This is a genomic window from Rhizobium sp. 01L419 (assembly GCF_056400025.1).
In genome coordinates this window covers 1-17,979 of sequence record NZ_JBFTSM010000005.1, presented here as the reverse complement: position 1 = coordinate 17,979, position 17,979 = coordinate 1, and the positions used below count along the sequence as shown (strand labels likewise).

Annotated in this window: 16 protein-coding genes and 3 tRNA genes; 12 read left to right on the top strand and 7 right to left on the bottom strand. The window is 60.0% G+C overall.

Translation table 11 applies throughout. From position 1 onward, the window contains the following. The first annotated feature begins 45 nt into the window (after positions 1 to 45). Positions 46 to 1,704: an acyl-CoA dehydrogenase family protein gene (locus AC1DUP_RS11770; RefSeq protein ID WP_477832735.1), complete on the top strand. Its 1,659-nt coding sequence runs from the start codon at positions 46 to 48 to the stop codon at positions 1,702 to 1,704. Next, positions 1,704 to 2,321, top strand: a complete 618-nt coding sequence (locus tag AC1DUP_RS11765; protein WP_477832734.1) for a GNAT family N-acetyltransferase — start codon at positions 1,704 to 1,706, stop codon at positions 2,319 to 2,321. Before AC1DUP_RS11770 ends, AC1DUP_RS11765 begins: the two co-directional genes overlap by 1 nt. A gap of 111 nt (positions 2,322 to 2,432) precedes the next feature. Here AC1DUP_RS11765 and AC1DUP_RS11760 read toward each other — a convergent pair whose 3' ends face one another. Beyond that, positions 2,433 to 5,297, bottom strand: a complete 2,865-nt coding sequence (locus AC1DUP_RS11760; RefSeq protein WP_477832733.1) for an Rne/Rng family ribonuclease — start codon at positions 5,295 to 5,297, stop codon at positions 2,433 to 2,435. A gap of 699 nt (positions 5,298 to 5,996) precedes the next feature. On the opposite strand from AC1DUP_RS11760, the gene AC1DUP_RS11755 reads away from it, so the two are divergent. The 3 genes from AC1DUP_RS11755 (at position 5,997) to prfB (ending at position 11,196) form a co-directional block, all read left to right on the top strand. Beyond that, the gene (locus tag AC1DUP_RS11755) at positions 5,997 to 7,178 is read left to right on the top strand and encodes an N-acetylmuramoyl-L-alanine amidase (protein ID WP_477832732.1); all 1,182 of its coding nucleotides are present in this window, start codon (positions 5,997 to 5,999) and stop codon (positions 7,176 to 7,178) included. A 306-nt stretch (positions 7,179 to 7,484) separates the two neighbouring features. Beyond that, positions 7,485 to 9,944, top strand: coding sequence for a penicillin-binding protein 1A (locus tag AC1DUP_RS11750; RefSeq protein ID WP_477832731.1), 2,460 nt, complete (start codon positions 7,485 to 7,487; stop codon positions 9,942 to 9,944). A 120-nt stretch (positions 9,945 to 10,064) separates the two neighbouring features. Then, positions 10,065 to 11,196 (top strand): peptide chain release factor 2 gene (gene prfB / locus AC1DUP_RS11745; protein ID WP_162747266.1). Its coding sequence is split into 2 segments (ribosomal slippage): positions 10,065 to 10,133 and positions 10,135 to 11,196, totalling 1,131 coding nucleotides; the frame shifts between segments, so codons are not numbered across the junction. Between the two features lie 52 nt (positions 11,197 to 11,248). Here the strand turns inward: prfB and AC1DUP_RS11740 are convergent. From AC1DUP_RS11740 to AC1DUP_RS11730, 3 genes are read right to left on the bottom strand one after another with little or no spacing between them, the layout of a single operon-like run. Beyond that, complete coding sequence (locus AC1DUP_RS11740; protein WP_477832730.1) at positions 11,249 to 12,268, bottom strand: alpha/beta hydrolase family protein; 1,020 nt, start codon at positions 12,266 to 12,268, stop codon at positions 11,249 to 11,251. Positions 12,269 to 12,297: 29 nt separating this feature from the next. Continuing rightward, complete coding sequence (locus AC1DUP_RS11735) at positions 12,298 to 12,816, bottom strand: hypothetical protein (protein WP_113310784.1); 519 nt, start codon at positions 12,814 to 12,816, stop codon at positions 12,298 to 12,300. A gap of 4 nt (positions 12,817 to 12,820) precedes the next feature. Continuing rightward, positions 12,821 to 13,594: an NAD kinase gene (locus tag AC1DUP_RS11730; protein WP_113301275.1), complete on the bottom strand. Its 774-nt coding sequence runs from the start codon at positions 13,592 to 13,594 to the stop codon at positions 12,821 to 12,823. A 238-nt stretch (positions 13,595 to 13,832) separates the two neighbouring features. On the opposite strand from AC1DUP_RS11730, the gene AC1DUP_RS11725 reads away from it, so the two are divergent. From AC1DUP_RS11725 to AC1DUP_RS11710, 4 genes are all read left to right on the top strand, one after another. Then, a tRNA-Thr gene (locus tag AC1DUP_RS11725) sits at positions 13,833 to 13,908 on the top strand. 105 nt (positions 13,909 to 14,013) lie between these two features. Next, entirely contained in the window at positions 14,014 to 14,340 is a 327-nt protein-coding gene (locus AC1DUP_RS11720) for a hypothetical protein (RefSeq protein WP_113310785.1), read from the top strand. Between the two features lie 195 nt (positions 14,341 to 14,535). Then, the gene (locus AC1DUP_RS11715) at positions 14,536 to 15,042 is read left to right on the top strand and encodes a DinB family protein (RefSeq protein ID WP_113310788.1); all 507 of its coding nucleotides are present in this window, start codon (positions 14,536 to 14,538) and stop codon (positions 15,040 to 15,042) included. Positions 15,043 to 15,116: 74 nt separating this feature from the next. Then, positions 15,117 to 15,650, top strand: a complete 534-nt coding sequence (locus tag AC1DUP_RS11710; RefSeq protein ID WP_477832729.1) for a TetR/AcrR family transcriptional regulator — start codon at positions 15,117 to 15,119, stop codon at positions 15,648 to 15,650. An 18-nt stretch (positions 15,651 to 15,668) separates the two neighbouring features. Here AC1DUP_RS11710 and AC1DUP_RS11705 read toward each other — a convergent pair whose 3' ends face one another. The 3 genes from AC1DUP_RS11705 to rlmB form a co-directional block, all read right to left on the bottom strand. Then, positions 15,669 to 15,812: a hypothetical protein gene (locus AC1DUP_RS11705; protein ID WP_162748577.1), complete on the bottom strand. Its 144-nt coding sequence runs from the start codon at positions 15,810 to 15,812 to the stop codon at positions 15,669 to 15,671. A 60-nt stretch (positions 15,813 to 15,872) separates the two neighbouring features. Continuing rightward, positions 15,873 to 16,031, bottom strand: a complete 159-nt coding sequence (locus AC1DUP_RS11700; RefSeq protein ID WP_477832728.1) for a hypothetical protein — start codon at positions 16,029 to 16,031, stop codon at positions 15,873 to 15,875. A gap of 173 nt (positions 16,032 to 16,204) precedes the next feature. Next, positions 16,205 to 17,095, bottom strand: coding sequence for a 23S rRNA (guanosine(2251)-2'-O)-methyltransferase RlmB (gene rlmB / locus AC1DUP_RS11695; protein WP_113301278.1), 891 nt, complete (start codon positions 17,093 to 17,095; stop codon positions 16,205 to 16,207). Between the two features lie 203 nt (positions 17,096 to 17,298). Here rlmB and AC1DUP_RS11690 point away from each other — a divergent pair. From AC1DUP_RS11690 to AC1DUP_RS11680, 3 genes are all read left to right on the top strand, one after another. Further along, positions 17,299 to 17,383: transfer RNA gene (locus AC1DUP_RS11690), tRNA-Tyr, on the top strand. A 24-nt stretch (positions 17,384 to 17,407) separates the two neighbouring features. Further along, positions 17,408 to 17,481, top strand: a tRNA-Gly gene (locus tag AC1DUP_RS11685). 351 nt (positions 17,482 to 17,832) lie between these two features. Continuing rightward, a partial coding sequence (locus tag AC1DUP_RS11680) for a GTP-binding protein (protein ID WP_421387882.1) occupies positions 17,833 to 17,979 on the top strand: 147 nt, incomplete at its 3' end.

The following is a 17,979-nucleotide window of genomic DNA, read 5'->3' as shown; positions in this document are numbered from 1 at the left end:
AACTTCCGGTTTACCTTTGCCGGRCTCATGAAATAGAAGCGAATAATGACCTCCGCAAACCGGACTGAAGACAAACTCGCCGAACTCAACCAGCCGAGCCTCTGGTCGGGAATCAATGCCTATCGATCCGATCCACTGATCGTCGATCTGACTTCCACGCTGCCGCGCACCATCCGCGAAGACCTTGAAAACATGGGCCGCTATGTGACCTCGCCGGAAGCGCAGGAACTGGCGCGCATGGCAAACCAGGGCACGCCGCAGCTTCGAACCCACGGTCCGCGCGGCGAGCGTCTGGATATCGTCGAATTCCACCCGGCCTGGCATGCGCTGATGCGCCGTTCCATGGCGTCCGGCCTGCATTCCTCCGTCTGGGACCCGCAGGCCGATACGGAAGCCAAGGATCAGGCCCATCACATTCGCGCGGCTCGTTTCTATCTGACGGCGCAACTCGAATCCGGCCATCTCTGCCCGATAACGATGACCAGCGCGTCCGTTGCAGCTCTCTCGGCCTCACCGGCCGTGCAGAAAGACTGGGCGCCGAAGATCCTGTCGCGCAAATATGATTCATCCAACCGTCCCGCCATGCAGAAGTCGGCCGTGACGATCGGTATGGGCATGACGGAAAAACAGGGTGGCACGGATGTCCGCGCCAACAAGACTGCTGCCGAAAAGGTCAGCGAGGGCATCTATCGCCTCTCCGGCCACAAGTGGTTTATGTCCGCGCCGATGAGCGACGCCTTCATCATGCTGGGGCAGACCAAGGAGGGCATGGGCTGCTTCCTGGTGCCGCGTCTTCTGGAGGACGGTTCGGCCAACGGCCTGCAGTTCCAGCGCCTGAAGGACAAGATCGGCAACCGCTCCAACGCTTCTTCCGAGGTTGAGTTTACGGATACGTTCGGCTTCCTGCTCGGGGCTCCGGATGGTGGCATCCGCACCATTCTTGACATGGTGACGCTGACGCGTCTCGATTGCGCCCTGGCGTCCTCCGGCATCATGCGCGCCTCGCTGGCCGAGGCCGTGCACCATACCCGCGGCCGCAGCGTTTTCGGCAAGATGCTCGTCAACCAGCCGATCATGACGCGCGTGCTTGCCGACATGGCGCTCGATGTGGCCGCAGCCACGGCGCTCTCCTTCCGCCTTGCAGATGCCTTCGACAAGGCGCGCGGCAATGCCGAAGACGCCGCCTACGCCCGCGTCATGACGCCGGTCGCCAAGTACTGGTGCTGCAAGATCGCCCCGGCGCTGATCTACGAGGCGATGGAGTGCATCGGCGGCAGCGGCTACATCGAAGAACGTCCGATCGCCCGCCATTATCGCGAGGCCCCGGTCAATGCGATCTGGGAAGGTTCGGGCAATGTCATGGCGCTGGACGTGCTGCGCGTCTTGAACCGCGGCAAGGACCTCTTCGAGACGGTTTTTGCAGGTCTCGCACGCGATCTCGGCCCGGCTGGCAAGAAGACGATCGACGTGCTGCGCGCAGCGATCGCGCTCTGCGAACAGGACGAGGGTGCTGCCCGCCTGCTCGTCGAACAGCTGGCACTCGCCGCCGGTGCCGCCGAACTCTACCGCCTCGGGGCAGGACGCATTGCCGATGCCTTCATCGAGACCCGACTTGCCGGCGGCTGGCGCTCGACCTACGGCATGCTCGATTCCCGCTTTGACGCGAGTTATATCGTCGACCTGCTTTATCCGCCGGCTGCGTAGTGCCGGCGTTTCGCAATGCGCGGCGGGACGATCTCGGTGAGATCTATGCCATCTCGCTTGCGACCGGCGACGGCGGACAGGATGCGAGCCATCTCTATCGCGATAACAGGCTGATCGGTCATATCTATTCGGCACCCTACGTGGTGCTCGGCCCGGAAATGACCCTTGTCGCGGAAGACGAACAGGGCATTGCCGGCTATATCGTTGGTGCTTACGACACGGCCGCTTTCGAAGGCTTGCTCGAGCGCGAATGGTGGCCCTCTTTGCGCGATCAGTATGCCGATCCTGCCGGCGATCCTTCCCAATGGACCACCGATGAACGCCGCAGCTTTGCGATCCATCATCCACGCATCATGTCGGCTGATATCGTCGAAGCCTACCCCGCCCATATTCACATGAACCTCCTGCCGCGCCTGCAAGGGCAGGGCGTCGGTGGCATGCTTCTGAAGCAGTGGGTGTCACAGGCCCGAAAGGCAGGCGTGCGCGGTATTCATCTCGGGGTCAATGCCGGCAACCAGGGCGGCCAGCACTTCTGGTCTTCACGAGGTTTCGTGCGCCTGCTCCCGCCGCTCGTCTCGGCATCGGAAACCACTGTCTGGTTCGGCCGCACACTCTAGGCTGAACTTCGTCCGACGGGCAGCAGGCTGAACGCCCTTCATTCAACGACATAAAAAATCCGGCCGCGTTGCCGCAGCCGGATCGTGTCACTTATCGCCGAAAATCAGCGTTCAGAAGAAGCCGCGGCGCTGCCACCAGCCGGCCTTCTTCGGCTTGCCTTCACCGTCAGTCTCTCCGTTTTCGGTGCGGTTCGAGGTGACCGTCGGTTCGGAGGACGAGATGTTGGAGCCGCGGTTGGCGCGGGCAGGCTTTGCCTCTTCCTGTGCTGGGGTCGCGAGATCTGCAGAGGCTTCCATCACTTCAGGCTCGGCTTCGGCAACGGGTGCTTCAACAGCAACCGCTTCTGCGACCGGCGTTTCAATGATGGGCTCTTCGACCGGCGAGGGTGCTGCGACCTTACGGCGGCCACGGCCGCGTGCGGGCTTGACCACTTCGGCAACGCTTTCGCTGTCTTCGATGGCAGCCGCGGCGGACTGGCCTTCATTGGTTTCAGCTGCGATGACTTCGATCACCTCTGCCTCGGTCGCAGACGTCACTTCGGCTACGCTATCGTCGGCTTCATCCGCGTCGCCGTCTTCGGAAGCTGCACCTTCAGCGCCTTCCTCACCACGATTACGGCGTCCGCCACGCTTGCCTCGACGGCGGCGCTTGCGGCGCTGAGAATCATCGCCCTCGGCGTGGGCGTCTGCAACACCTTCGGCGGCATCGCTGTCGCCTTCGCTGCCCTCGTCTTCGCCGTCTTCGCCATCGTCAGCCTCGTCGGAGACGGTATCGGCTCCAACCTGCTGCTCGGCAGTGCCGTTGCGGCCACGACGGCGGCGACGGCGTTTGCGCTTGCGTCCATTTTCGCCTTCACCCTCTGCGCGGGCGGCAGCAGCCGGGCGCTCGGAAGCGGCAGGCTTTTCTTCCAGCTCTTCGTCTTCTTCCTCGTCGTGCTCGATGACGACATCATCATCATCATCGTCGTCGGGGATGGCTGCGAAATTGAAGAGGCTTTCGATCTTGACGGGGTTTTCAACCGGTTCGCCACGATCGATCGCGAAGTGCTGAGCACCAACCGAACCATCAGCATCGATGATGATCGCCACGCCGAAGCGGGCTTCATAATCGACGATCGTCTGGCGCTTGTGGTTGAGCAGGTAGAGCGCGATATCGGGCGTCGTGCGTACCGTGATATTATGCGTGGTGTTCTTGAGCAGATACTCCTCGACGCCGCGCAGCACATGCAGGGCAACGGAGGACTGCGAACGAACGTGGCCGGTGCCGCCGCAATGCGAGCAGACCTGCGTCGTCGATTCAAGAACGGAAGCGCGGATGCGCTGGCGCGACATTTCCAGAAGGCCGAAATGCGAGATGCGGCCGACCTGGATGCGGGCGCGATCGTTCTTCAGGCATTCCTTCAGCTTCTTCTCGACGGCGCGATTGTTGCGCTTTTCTTCCATGTCGATGAAGTCGATGACGATAAGGCCGGCAAGGTCGCGAAGGCGAAGCTGACGGGCGACTTCGTCTGCAGCCTCGAGGTTCGTCTGGAGAGCCGTATCCTCGATCGAATGCTCGCGGGTGGAGCGGCCGGAGTTGACGTCGATCGAAACCAGCGCTTCGGTCTGGTTCATGATCAGGTAGCCGCCGGACTTCAGCGTTACCTGCGGCTGCAGCATGCGGTCGAGCTGCGCTTCGATGCCGGAACGCGAGAAGATCGGATGGATGTCGCGGTAGGGCTGAACCACCTTGGCATGGCTCGGCATCAGCATCTTCATGAAGTCTTTCGCTTCACGATAGCCTTCTTCGCCGGAGACGATGACTTCGCTGATATCCTTGTTGTAGAGGTCGCGGATCGAGCGCTTGATGAGCGAGCCTTCCTCGTAGACGAGGCAGGGTGCCGTGGAGGCGAGCGTCAGCGTGCGGACGTTCTCCCACAGGCGCATCAGATATTCGAAGTCGCGCTTGACCTCGACCTTGGTGCGGTTCGCACCGGCCGTGCGCAGGATCACGCCCATGCCCTGCGGCACCTCGAGCATGCGGGCGATTTCCTTCAGCCGCTTGCGGTCCTGCGGATTGGTGATCTTGCGGGAAATGCCGCCGCCGCGCGCCGTGTTCGGCATCAGAACCGAATAGCGGCCTGCGAGCGACAGATATGTCGTGAGGGCAGCGCCCTTGTTACCGCGTTCTTCCTTGGCGACCTGCACCAGCAGGATCTGGCGGCGCTTGATGACTTCCTGGATGCGGTACTGCTTGCGCGGCTTGCGCTGCACACGGTCCGGAACCTCTTCCATCGCGTCTTCGGCGCCGACGGATTCAATAACTTCCTCTTCGCCGTGGTCGTCATCATCGTCGTCATCATCCTGACGGCGCTTGGAGACGTCCTCGGAGATGGAGTCCGTTTCGACCATTGCGGCCATCTCGCCGCCGGTCGAGCCTTCGTCGTCGTTGTCGGCAACAGACGCTTCCGCTGCTGCCTCTTCGGCGACAGGTTCGACTACCTTCTTGCGGCTGCGGCGGGCGCGAGGCTTCTTGGCCGGGGCTTCTTCAGCAACAGGTGCTGCCTCTTCGGCGGGTGCGGCTGCTTCTTCTGCCGCGACTGCCTCGGGCTGTTCGACCGGAACGATGCCGATATCAGGCTGGTCCTGCGTCGAGAGATCGACCATAGGAGCCGTCTCGACATGCTCGACATCCTCGTCGCGGCGGTGCTCCTCGGCTTCGGCACGAAGCAGGGCCTGACGGTCGGCAAGCGGGATCTGGTAATAGTCGGGATGGATTTCGGCAAAGGCCAGGAAGCCGTGCCGGTTGCCGCCGTAGTCTACGAAAGCGGCCTGCAGCGAGGGCTCTACCCTCGTTACCTTTGCAAGATAGATGTTGCCGCGGATCTGCTTCTTGTGCTGCGACTCGAAGTCAAATTCTTCTATACGGTTCCCGCGAACGACAACGACGCGCGTCTCTTCTTCGTGAGACGCATCGATAAGCATTTTGTCTGCCATGTAAGCTGAGCTCCTCGGCGAGGCCGCGAGAGCGCATTCCCGACTGCTGTTGACACAGAAAGAATGCGGTCCGCTGTGGCCGCGCCGGATAATGAAAGTCGAGATTGGTGCGAGGGGCAGGGCAGCAGCCAGACCGCAGCCGGAACATTTTCGTTCCGGGGCCTGTACACTTCAGATAAAACCTGCTGCGAAACCATCAACAACCAAGCGCGATCGATAAATGACGAAGACCCATTTCGGGTCCGATGAGTTTGCTCCCTGAGAGCGTGGTGGCTGATCCACCAATGAAGTCCCAGCATGAAGCCGGAAAATCAGGATCCAGTTCTTGAGTGGAAATGCATTAGACGGCGGACGATTACCGGTTGTGGCGCCAGGTCCGTAGTGGCTGGCTGCCTCGCGGCGACTCTATCCCGTCAACACCTCTACCCTAAAATTTGTTGTATGTTTTCTCTGTCACAATAGCAAGGGAAAAGCCAAATGTGCCATAATATTGATGGATTTCGTATCGCATAAACTCCTCGGGGATAGGCGATCCTGAGTCGTGGTCGGTGCGCGCGCGCTCGCCTCCAGCGGGCGTTCGCGGAAACGGTGGTGGCTCCATCGCGATAATAAATAGGGTGTGGCGGGCTATTGTTTAAGAGTTCTCGGATCGCAGCGGAGTTGTCCGCAGGGCGCAAACTGGGTTTTACGGCGTGGCTTTTGGCCTTCGCAGCGTTTTGCGCGGTCCCGGGCGCGGCAGCCGGTACGAAGGATCCCCTGCTGGCTTACGGAGCACGCATCGTCGGCGACGACGCCAGAACTCGCATCGTTATCGATTTCGACCGTGAGCCGCGTTTTTCCGTCCACTATATCGCCAATCCCGAGCGTATCGTCGTTGACCTGCCGGCAACGGCCTTTGGTTTCCCCGCCAAGGATCTTGAGGCGCGTGGTCTCTTCAAGGACATTCGCTACGGCGCCATGGACGAGGGCAGCGCCCGCATCGTGCTGACGGCGGCGCGTCCGGTCCAGCTCGCGCTCGCCAAGGTGCAGATGGATGAGAGCGGTAATGGCCACCGGCTGGTGCTCGATGCCGAGATGATCGATAAACAGAAGTTCGCCGAGTTGGTGAAGACGCAGTCCTGGACCGATCAGGCCGATGCAGCTCAGACGACAAGTGCGATTCCCCAGCCGGAAAAGACCGCACCCGGAGATTTCGTCATTGCCATCGATGCCGGCCATGGCGGCATCGATACCGGCGCGATCGGTGTCGATACGAAGACCGAGGAAAAGCAGGTGACGCTAGCCTTCGCCAAGGCGCTCGCCGACCGCCTGAACAAGGAGCGGGGCATCAAGGCTTTTCTGACGCGCGACAACGACGAATTCCTGTCGCTCTCGCAGCGCGTGCTCATCGCCCGACAGAACCATGCGGGCCTCTTCATTTCGCTGCATGCCGATACGCTGAAGCAGAAGGACATTCGCGGCGCAACCGTCTACACGATTTCCGACAAGGCTTCGGACAAGCTCGCCGCCGATCTCGCTGAGCGCGAAAACCTGTCGGACCAGATCGCCGGGAAGGAAACGGTCGCCGAGCCGCCCGAGGTTGCTGATATCCTCCTCGACCTGACGCGGCGCGAGACGCAGGCGTTCTCGATCTCGCTCGCCGAAAGCGTGCTCGCTTCCTTCAAGGACCAGGTCGGCACGATCAATAATCCGCATCGTCACGCAGGCTTCCGTGTACTGCAGGCGCCAGATGTTCCCTCGATCCTGCTCGAACTCGGCTTCCTCTCCAATGTCGATGACGAGAAGCTTTTGCTTGACGATACGTGGCGAGTGAAGATGACCGATCTTCTGACGGATGCAGTGAAGCGTTACCGCACCAGCCTGATGGCAAACGGTGGTTAGTGCCTATCCCGGTCAGAACGATTCAATCTGAACGGTAAAGGCTTTAAACCAGGCGTTGCCCGTAAGTAACAACCACCCTAAACCGGGCCTCTTGCCGGAAGGGAAGGCGAAAGTGGCGGGGTAAGCCCTATTTTGCTCACATTCGCGCCGTTACTCCACTCTATATGTTTCGCACCTGTCTAAGACGAAATCGCCTTGTGGCGCCAACGCTCATGGAGTAAGCCGCGCAACGTGCAATGAGACATGATCTGTGCGATTGTTGCGGCTGCGCCGATCTAATGATTAGAAATACCGGTAGCTGAAAATATGGTTAGACTTCTTGGATATTTCTTCGGGATAGCGTGTGTCCTTTTCCTGGGCGCTGCGGCGGTTATTGCCGTCTATCTTGCCAATGTCGCGAAGGATCTTCCTGACTATGCGGTGCTCAACAGCTATGCGCCGCCGGTCACCACCCGTGTTCACGCCGGCAACGGTGCCCTCATGGCCGAATACGCCAAGGAAAAGCGCCTTTTCCTGCCGATCCAGGCGATCCCGGACCGCGTGAAGGCGGCCTTCCTTTCGGCTGAAGACAAGAATTTCTACAACCATCCTGGCGTTGACCTGACGGGCCTCGGCCGCGCTATCCTCGTCAACCTGCAGAATTTCGGCTCAGGCCGCCGGCCGGTCGGTGCTTCGACGATCACCCAGCAGGTGGCGAAGAACTTCCTTCTGACCTCGGACCAGACGATCGACCGCAAGATCAAGGAAGCAATCCTTTCCTTTCGCATCGAGCAGGCCTACAGCAAGGACAAGATCCTCGAGCTCTATCTCAATGAGATCTTCTTTGGCCTGAACTCCTACGGTATCGGCAGCGCCTCGCTCACCTATTTCAACAAGTCGGTCACCGAACTGACGATCGCCGAATCCGCCTATCTCGCTTCGTTGCCGAAGGGCCCGGCCAACTACCATCCCTTCCGTCATCCGGAAGCCGCTCTCGAGCGCCGCAACTGGGTGATCGATCGTATGGTAGAGAATGGCTATGTGAGCCAGAGCGACGGCGAGGACGCCAAGAAGCAGCCGCTCGGCGTCACTGCCCGCACCAGCGGCCCGTCTCTTTTTGCTTCCGACTATTTCGCCGAAGCCGTCCGTCGCCAGCTCATCGACCAGTACGGCGAGAAGACGCTGTATGAAGGCGGTCTCTCGGTGCGCACCTCGCTCGATCCGCAGATGCAGCTCGAGGCCCGCAAGGCGCTGCAGGACGGCTTGGTCACCTATGACGAGCGTCGGGGTTTTCACGGCCCGGTCAAGCAGATCGCTGCCTCGGGGGACTGGGGACCGGCGCTCGCCGAAGTTCCCGCTCTCTCCGACGTGCCGGAATGGCGCCTTGCCGTCGTGCTTGCCGTGTCCAACGAGGCCGTCGATATCGGTCTCCAGCCGCCGCAGGATGGGGGTGGCAAGGTTGCGGCCGCGCGCGAGCGCGGCACGATCGCCGCCAAGGACATGCAGTGGGCATTCCGCTCCGCCACCGGCGACCGCAAGTCGACAAGGTCGCCGGTCGGCGTCGTGACGGCAGGCGATGTCGTTTATGTCGAGCGCCTTGGCGGTGACGGCTCGACCTCCTATCGTCTGCGCCAGCCACCGAAAGTGCAGGGCGGTCTCGTCGCCATGGATCCGAAGACCGGCCGCGTTCTCGCCATGGTCGGCGGCTTCTCCTATGCCCAGTCGGAATTCAATCGCGCCACTCAGGCGATGCGCCAGCCGGGCTCCTCCTTCAAGCCCTTCGTTTATGCTGCCGCGATGGACAACGGCTACACGCCGGCCTCGGTCATCATGGATGCGCCGATCGAGATCGTTTCGGGCGGTCAGGTGTGGAAGCCGGAAAACTACGGCGGCGAAGTCAGCGGTCCCTCGACGCTGCGCTCCGGCATCGAGAATTCGCGCAACCTGATGACGGTGCGCCTTGCTAATGACCTCGGCATGAATATCGTCGCGGAATATGCAGAACGCTTCGGCATCTACGACAAGATGCCGCCGCTGCTCGCCATGTCGCTCGGCTCGGGTGAAACGACGGTGCTGCGCATGGTTTCGGCCTATTCGGTCATCGCCAATGGCGGCAAGCAGATCAAGCCGACGCTGATCGACCGCATTCAGGACCGTTACGGCAAGACGATCTTCAGGCACGAGGAACGTCTTTGCGAAGGCTGCAATGCGGGCGACTGGCAGAGCCAGGAAGAGCCTAACATCGTCGACAACCGCGAGCAGGTTCTCGATCCGATGACCTCTTACCAGATCACCTCGATGATGCAGGGCGTCATCCAGCGTGGTACCGCGGCCGGCAAGGTCGATCTGGCGGGCCGCGACGTTGCCGGCAAGACTGGCACGACCAACGATGAGAAGGACGCCTGGTTCGTCGGCTTCACGCCGGATCTGGTCGCAGGCCTTTACATGGGCTTCGATACGCCGGCTCCGCTCGGCCGCGGCGGCACGGGTGGTGTTCTCTCGGCGCCGATCTTCAACGAATTCATGCAGGCGGCCGTCAAGGATATGCCGGAATCCAAATTCGTGGTCCCGGCCGGCATGAACATGATCGCGATCAACCGCAAGACCGGCATGGCAGCTGTCGACGGCGATCCAGGCACCATCATCGAAGCCTTCAAGCCAGGCACCGGCCCGGCCGACAGCCTCTCTGTCATCGGCATGGACGGCACGATGGCGCCGGAGGAAATCCTGCGCACGTCGCCGCAGGCAAACCAGGCGGTTCAGACCAACACGCCAGGCCTGTTCTGATCGACACCGATTTTTGTTGCGCCCGCCGCGGCTCTTTACATCCGCGGCAGGCGTCTCTATGTCACGAGCCTTAAAGAATAGCCCGGCATTCCCAGAATACCGAAGCAAAGAAGCAGGAAAATGCGAGCGGAAATCCAGAACATAGTCGATGAAACCAAGCAGGCTATCACCCTGCTGAGGAGGCATCTTTGACTGGGACCAGGCGGTAAGACGACTGGACTGGTTGAACAACAAGGCAGAGGATCCCAACCTCTGGAACGATGCACAGGAAGCCCAGAAGCTGATGCGCGAGCGTCAGCAGCTCGATGATGGCATCAATGGGGTCAGGGCGCTGGAACAGCAGCTTTCCGACAATGTCGAGCTCATTGAACTCGGGGAAGAAGAAGGCGACGAAAGCATCGTCAAGGAAGCCGAGGCCGCGCTGAAAAGCCTGCAGGCCGAGGCAGCCCGCCGACAGGTCGAAGCCATGCTATCAGGCGAAGCTGATGGCAACGACACCTACCTGGAAGTCCATTCCGGCGCGGGCGGCACGGAAAGCCAGGACTGGGCGAACATGCTTCTGCGCATGTACACCCGCTGGGCCGAGCGCCAGCGCTTCAAGGTCGAGCTCATGGAAGTGCATGACGGGGAAGAAGCCGGCATCAAATCCGCCACATTGCTGGTAAAAGGCCATAACGCCTATGGCTGGCTGAAGACGGAATCGGGCGTCCATCGTCTCGTGCGCATCTCGCCCTACGACAGCAATGCGCGCCGCCACACATCCTTCTCGTCGATCTGGGTCTATCCCGTCGTCGACGACTCGATCCAGATCGAGATCAACGAAAGCGACTGCCGTATCGACACCTACCGTTCGTCGGGCGCCGGCGGCCAGCACGTTAACACCACCGACTCGGCAGTGCGCATCACGCATATCCCGACAGGCATCGTCGTGCAGTGCCAACAGGAGCGTTCGCAGCACAAGAACCGCGCCAAGGCCTGGGACATGCTGCGCGCCCGCATGTACGAAGCCGAGTTGAAGAAGCGCGAGGACGCCGCCAACGCCGAAGCCGCTTCCAAGACGGATATCGGCTGGGGCCACCAGATCCGCTCCTACGTTCTGCAGCCCTACCAGCTGGTAAAAGACCTGCGCACCGGCGTTGCGAGCACGGCTCCTGACGACGTGCTCGATGGCGACTTGAACGAGTTCATGGAAGCCGCACTTGCTCACCGCATCAGCGGCGCAGCCGACGCTGTCGTCGACGATGTCGACTGACCAGTGAAGACAGATCTGAGATAGAAGGCCCCGGAAACGGGGCTTTTCTTTTTCAGGTGTCCACTGGAATGTCAGTTCTGTGAAAGAACCCACCTGACAGTTCGGCGATCTCCTCGTGGACATCAGCACGTTCTATGCCTGCCGGATCGGTGAAGAGATGTTCTGCGAAGGAAAGTCCCATTGGCGTGCCCTCCGGCAGGAAGACATAATGCCCAAGCCCGCCCGGAAGTATCCTGAGGAGGCTTCGATCAAGTCGTGCATGCAGCCAATTTGAACACTCTTCGACCGGAGCCGTGTTGTCGGCATCACCGACCAGAATGAGGGCAGGCCCATCAATGGCTTTCAGGCTGTCTTCACTGAAGCCTCGGACCGATCGACCCGGCGCGCAGACCAATGCCGCTCTGATCCTGTCATCGCGATAGGATTGCGACATCCTCGACCATGAATCGCGAAATGCCGTGCTCGTGCCAAGCAGCGACGGAATATGATCGGCGAGGTCAGGAAACTCCCTCGGACCGCGCGGTCCTCCAGGCTTCAGCCTGGATTGTTCGAACTGCGAGAATTGCGCGACAGCGCCGAGGAGCAGCATGACCGTATAGGCTCCCGCTGAAAATCCGGCGGCGAACACGCTATCGGTATCGATATGCCCGGCAAGATCACCCTGCCAGTCCTCGCGGCGGTCGAGCATGAGACTTAGATCGGGCGCGCGCTCCCAGAGACAGGCAAAACCCTCGGCGCGATAGGGCTCGCCGCTGGTATTGCCGTGATGGTTGACGCCGAGCGCGATAAATCCTCGATTGACCAGGCGGCTGGCAAGCCATTCCAGCCCGGCAGCCGATCCGCCGGTGCCATGCGACAGCAGGACCAGCGGGTAGGGCTTCGCCATTGGCTGAAGGGGGGCATCGCGGGCAACTGCCACCCTTCGGAACCATCTTCGTCCCGGGATTTCGGTTTCGAGCGAGCCCTCGGCTGCTGGATACCATAGGGACCAGCGGATCGGTCTTGGGCCGATCGCGTCCCAGTCCGGCCGCGTCTCGTCGTGAAGCACGCCTTCGCGAAAGCCGAGTTTCATGGCCTATGCCTCGAACAGTCCGGTGACACTCAGTTCGTCGCCTTCTCCACGGTAATGTCCCCGAACTCGTCGATCAGCACGGTCCAGCCATCGGATTCGGCGCTAGGGTCGGTCTTCACATAGACCGTGGCGAACAGGCCAGGCTCCTTGATGATGCCGCTCGAATTCTCGGGCCGGATATCTGTGACATAGGGCTTGAGGTCGCTGATTTCCTGCAATTCGACCGTCGAGATGATGGCGGGTCCGGCGTCGCTCTGCGCGATCTGCTGCAGGTAGACCTTGGAGGTCTTGTCGGACTGGCGCACGGCGAAAAGCTTGTAATAGCCGTGTCGCCGCTGCTGCGGCTTGGCATCAGCGGTGCTGACGCTCTGGGTGGTTGTCGGCGCGCGCTCGACCGGCAGCGAATTGCCGTCGTCTTCCCAATAGCCGGTGCTGGTCGCGAAGATGATCGAGGCCGGCAGGATATCGTCGTGAACGGTCTGTGCCTCGGCGGCGATCGCCCATCCCGCTACGAGGAACGCCGTCATAAATGCTTGCCGCATCGCCATTATTTCAATCCTCGAATTGTTCTGCCAAAATCCGGTCCGACCAAGAGCGGTCGGGATCGGAAAGGATGCGTGCTGTCATGTCCTCGGATTGGGCGATGCGCACATGCAGTATGGATTTGATCTCCGTATTGTCGGCGACGGCATTCACCGGCCGCTTCTCGGCTTCCAATATGTGGATGTCGACGGTTACGCGGTTGGGAAGCAGCGCTCCGCGCCAGCGTCGCGGACGGAAGGCGCTGACTGGCGTCATGGCGAGCAGGGGGGCGTCAAGCGGCAGGATCGGACCGTGAGCGGAAAGATTGTAGGCGGTAGAGCCCGCAGGCGTTGCCACCATCAAGCCATCGCAGATCAGTTCCTCCAGCCGCACGTGCCCGTCGATCTCCACCCTGAGCTTCGCCGCCTGATAGGATTGCCGGAAAAGATAGACCTCGTTGATCGCAAGCGCGGACGAATTGCTGCCGTCGGCATTGCGCGTCGTCATTTTCAACGGATGAAAGGCATTCTCGACGGCGAAACAGATGCGGTCGTGCAGGCCATCTGTCTTGTAGTCATTCATCAGGAAGCCGACTGATCCGCAATTCATACCGTAGACGAGCTTGCCGCTGTTCATCGTGCTGTGCAGCGTCTGAAGCATGAAGCCATCGCCGCCGAGTGCGACGATGACGTCGGCCTCGTTTGCGGGCACATCGCCGTAAAGACGAATCAGCTCATCCCGTGCGGCGAGCGCTTCGGTCGTCGGCGAAGCGATAAAAGAAAGCGTCTGAAATGACCTGCCCATGCAATGCCCTTTGTTATGCTGCTCTAGCTAAAGGATAAAGGGCTTGTACGACAAGACGTTTTGCGTTGCGCGCGAAGTTCGGATGATCTTATCACCCATAGATCGGCCCGCGATTTAGTCCACCGGGCTTTCCCAACCATAGCGCTGATCGACAACGGCTGTGGATAGCCTTCTTCGACTGCCCGAAAGAGGCAAATTTTCTTTACAAAAGATCAGAATCTGCTACTTCGCAGCCGTTGCCCTTGTAGCTCAGTTGGTAGAGCACCTGATTTGTAATCAGGGGGTCCCGGGTTCGAACCCTGGCGGGGGCACCAGTTTTCCAACCATTCCATGACATGAACAAAGACTGAAGGGTCGATTCAGCGGCAATTCAGGTGCGCTCGGCCATTCTCGCTTCATCAGAAACGAGGAAGTGAGCCATGAAGGTCGCCAATTTTCTCCTAGCCGTTGCTCTTTCGGCAGGTACCCTGTTTTCCGCCGTAGCACCGGCTGCGGCTGTCCCTCTCAACCGTCCGGAAGTCTCACACCAGAGCGATGTGATTCAGGTCCGCGGCGGTGATCGTGATTGGGGCGATCGTGACGATTGGCGGGATCGCCGCGATTGGCGGGATCGCCGAGACTGGCGTGAACGCCGCTATTGGCGACCGGCCTGGGGCTATGAGCGTCGCGAGTGGCGGGGAGAGGAACGTTGGCGCGAACGTCGCTGGCGCCATCATGATCGGCCCTACTGGCTCTACCGGAGCTGACGGCTGATCAGCAAAGGGCGGTTGCCGGCCTAAACAAAATCCCGTCGCAAAGGTCCAACCGTGCGGCGGGTTTTTTGTGCCTGTAAACATGCATTCTGCCGCATAGACTAGGTGCTTCGAGCAGACAGATATTATTGACTGACCACCAGTCAATAATATAGAAGAAGGCAGATGCCCGCCGCGATGGAGTTCGCCATGTCTGCAAAAACGCTTTTGACCTCCTTGTTTCAGTATAAGGCCAACGTCGATGAGGAACTGCTGGACGCTCTCGACTCATTTTCCGATCGGGGGCCATCCGAGGAGCTGCTGTCCGCTTTCCGCGTCCTCAATCACGCGCATATCGTCGACCGGATCTTCGCCGCCAACCTGCAGAAGAAGTTTCACGGGTACACGGCGAGTTGGAGCAGGGAGCCGCCGGCCTTTGCCGATCTCGCCTCCGCGATCAGGCAAACCGATGAATGGTATCTGAACTATGTATTGCGGCTTACGCCCGACGAGCTGGAAGAGGTGATCGACTTCACTTTCACCGATGGCGGACAGGGCCGTATGTCGCGGGAGGAGATGCTTGCCCATGTGATTACACATAGCGGCTATCACCGTGGCGAGGCCGGTCGTCTTTTGCCTGACATTGAAAACACTGCTATGCGGGACGTCTTCGCAGGCTACCTTCATCGAGCGGAGCCTCAGCGTCGCGGGCATTGACGGATTTTCCGATGGCACCACGCGTGGCCGGCAGGCCAAGGACTAAACCGGCTGAGGAAAGACGGGACGAGCTCATGCTTGCGGCCGAACGCCTCTTTCTCGACAAGGGGGTTGAGCATACGACGATCGAGGAGATCACCCAGGGCGCTGCCGTCTCGAAGGGAGCCTTCTACCTTCACTTCTCCTCGAAGGCGGATGTTATCGAAGCATTGCGGACCCGCTTCGTTCAAAATCTCCTGAACGGCATCGTGGAAGAAGTGGGTAAACAGGGTGTAAGCGACTGGAACGGCAAGTTGACAGCCTGGGCAAAAGCCTGCGCCGAGGGCTACCTGAACGCATCGCCCCTTCACAACCTTGTCTTTGCTGTTGCTCCGCCGCCGAGCCGCGAAGGCCTGACAAGCAACATCCTGATAGATGATCTCGCGGAACTCCTTGCAGCAGGCGACCGCGAAGGGGCTTGGCCGCTGGCGGACCCGGCATTCACCGCCATGTTCCTGTTCAACGCCCTTCATGGTGTCGTAAATCAGGACGGTGTCGGCGAAAATGGCGCTGACCGTGCGCGGCTACTCGGCAATATCGCGGAAAACGTCCGGCGTCTCGTCCGTTGAGGAGATTTGACGTCAGGTTCACTTCTGCTCGGGTGCGTTCACACTTGATGCGATCTTCGTGCCGTTGCCCGTCTGTCCGGCGCCGGACGGAGACATCATCGCGAGGCTGAGCACCGAGGCAATCATAATGGCAACGACAGCAATCATCAGGCGCATGAACATTTAAATCCCTGTTTGTCTTGCGGGATTAAACGTCTGACGGCTTTGCGGGTTCCGGATCGGCTATTGCGCTGACGGAGGTGGGCTTGCTGGCGTCGTCGACGGCGCCAGCGGATCCGGCTGGCGGATCGGGTGAGACTTGTCCACCCACATGATGCTCAAAATGACCATGACGAAGACCGCAATGAAGAGAACACCGAAGATCAGCGGTCGAAATGCCATAATGCGGATTTCCTTTTGTCCGGTGCCCCAGGGGATAAAATGCGTTGCCGACAATAGTGACCAGCAAGCTCTTTCCAACGCGGAATATGGACCAGAGGAGGAGGTGTTCAACCGCGATGGCGGGATCCTTGCCTCTGTCCACGACATATTAAGAGTGATCTGCAGGCTGTGGTCTATGCCTTTAGATGCAGCCCCGCCGCATAAAGCGCAATCGCCGCGGCATTCGATACGTTCAGCGATTTGATGGCGCCAGGCATATCGAGACGGGCAAGCGCGCTGACGGTTTCCCGAGTCTTCTGCCGCAGGCCCTTGCCTTCGGCGCCGAGCACAAGCGCTATTCTGCCACCTGAGAACGTGCCTTCCAGTGGCGCCGGTCCCTCCGAATCGAGCCCGATCGTGAAGAAGCCGAGCTTGTGCAATTCGCCGAGCGCATCCGAGAGATTGGTGATCTGTATATAAGGTATGAGTTCCAGCGCGCCGGAAGCCGATTTGGCAAGTACGCCCGATTCGGTCGGGCTATGTCTCTGGGTGGTGATAACTGCGCCTGCATTGAAGGCGACGGCCGAGCGCATGATGGCGCCGACATTGTGGGGATCGGTCACCTGATCGAGCACGAGAAGCAGCGGACTGTCCTTCAGCGCTTCCAGCCTTCGGACGGGCAGGGGGCTTGTTTCCAGCATCACGCCCTGATGGATTGCTTCGGGGCCGAGCACCTTGTCGATATCCTGTGGCGAAACCATTTCGACGGGAATGCCGATCGTCTCGGGATCGATCTCCAATCGCGCAAGCGCGTTCTGCGTGACCGATAGCTTGATCTTCTTGCGCTCCGGATTTTCGAGCGCGGCGCGAACGGTATGAAGGCCGTAAAGGAAGACCTGGTCGGGGGCCATCGCCGGCGGCTTCCAGTCGTCCCCGCCACGCTTGCGCTTCTGCGGCGCCGGCGTCGGGATTTCACCGCGTTCGCGCTTGCCGTCGCGATGCGCGCGTCGCAGCGTTGCGTAATGCGTGTCCTTTGCGGACTTGTCAGTGATGGGCGTGTCGCCGGATTTCTTATCTTTGCTCATGCGGCTTTATAACGATGGCGCCTGTTTCCGCATAGACCTTCTTTCTTACGCCGGCTTTCAACAGGCGATGAAATTTTTCCTGTCTTTTCCATTGTCTTCGTGTTGACAGACTGAAATGCTCCGGTCATATACGCGGCGCAGACGACGGGGCGGCAATGCTTCAAAGTCTGACGAACTTGGTCTCACGATCCGGACGAAAAACTGGAGAGATGCCCGAGTGGTTAAAGGGGACGGACTGTAAATCCGTTGGCTCAGCCTACGTTGGTTCAAATCCAACTCTCTCCACCATTCGTCATTGGATCGGACCACCCCGCGGGTATAGCTCAATGGTAGAGCAGCAGCCTTCCAAGCTGAATACGCGGGTTCGATTCCCGCTACCCGCTCCAGCTTGATCCCCACTATCGAAGACTTGTTTTAGCGCGTTGCGTTCGAGGCGGAAGGTGCTGTGTCGCCAGCACTATGTGATGCTTGCGCGGCGATTGCAAAAATCGCAGCTGCCTCTGGGCTTGGCTGAAGCGCGAGCCCAGGCCTTCTGTCGATTTTGTCTGGAATTTCAGATGTTTTGGGGAGGGCACAGGCGAATCGTCTTGCGGGTTGCGAATTAGCTCCCATATGCGCTCACACGCGAAGAATGGCGTCTGCAATTAAGTCTTGCGCAATTTCGCCGAAAGCCTTAAACGGCGGCACTAAACCGGTTCGCCGGGGTCACCCATTTTACGTCCACAGGAAGCATTCAAATGGCAAAGAGTAAGTTTGAGCGCAACAAGCCGCACGTCAACATCGGCACGATCGGCCACGTTGACCACGGCAAGACGTCTCTGACGGCAGCGATCACGAAGTATTTCGGTGAGTTCAAGGCGTATGACCAGATCGACGCTGCACCG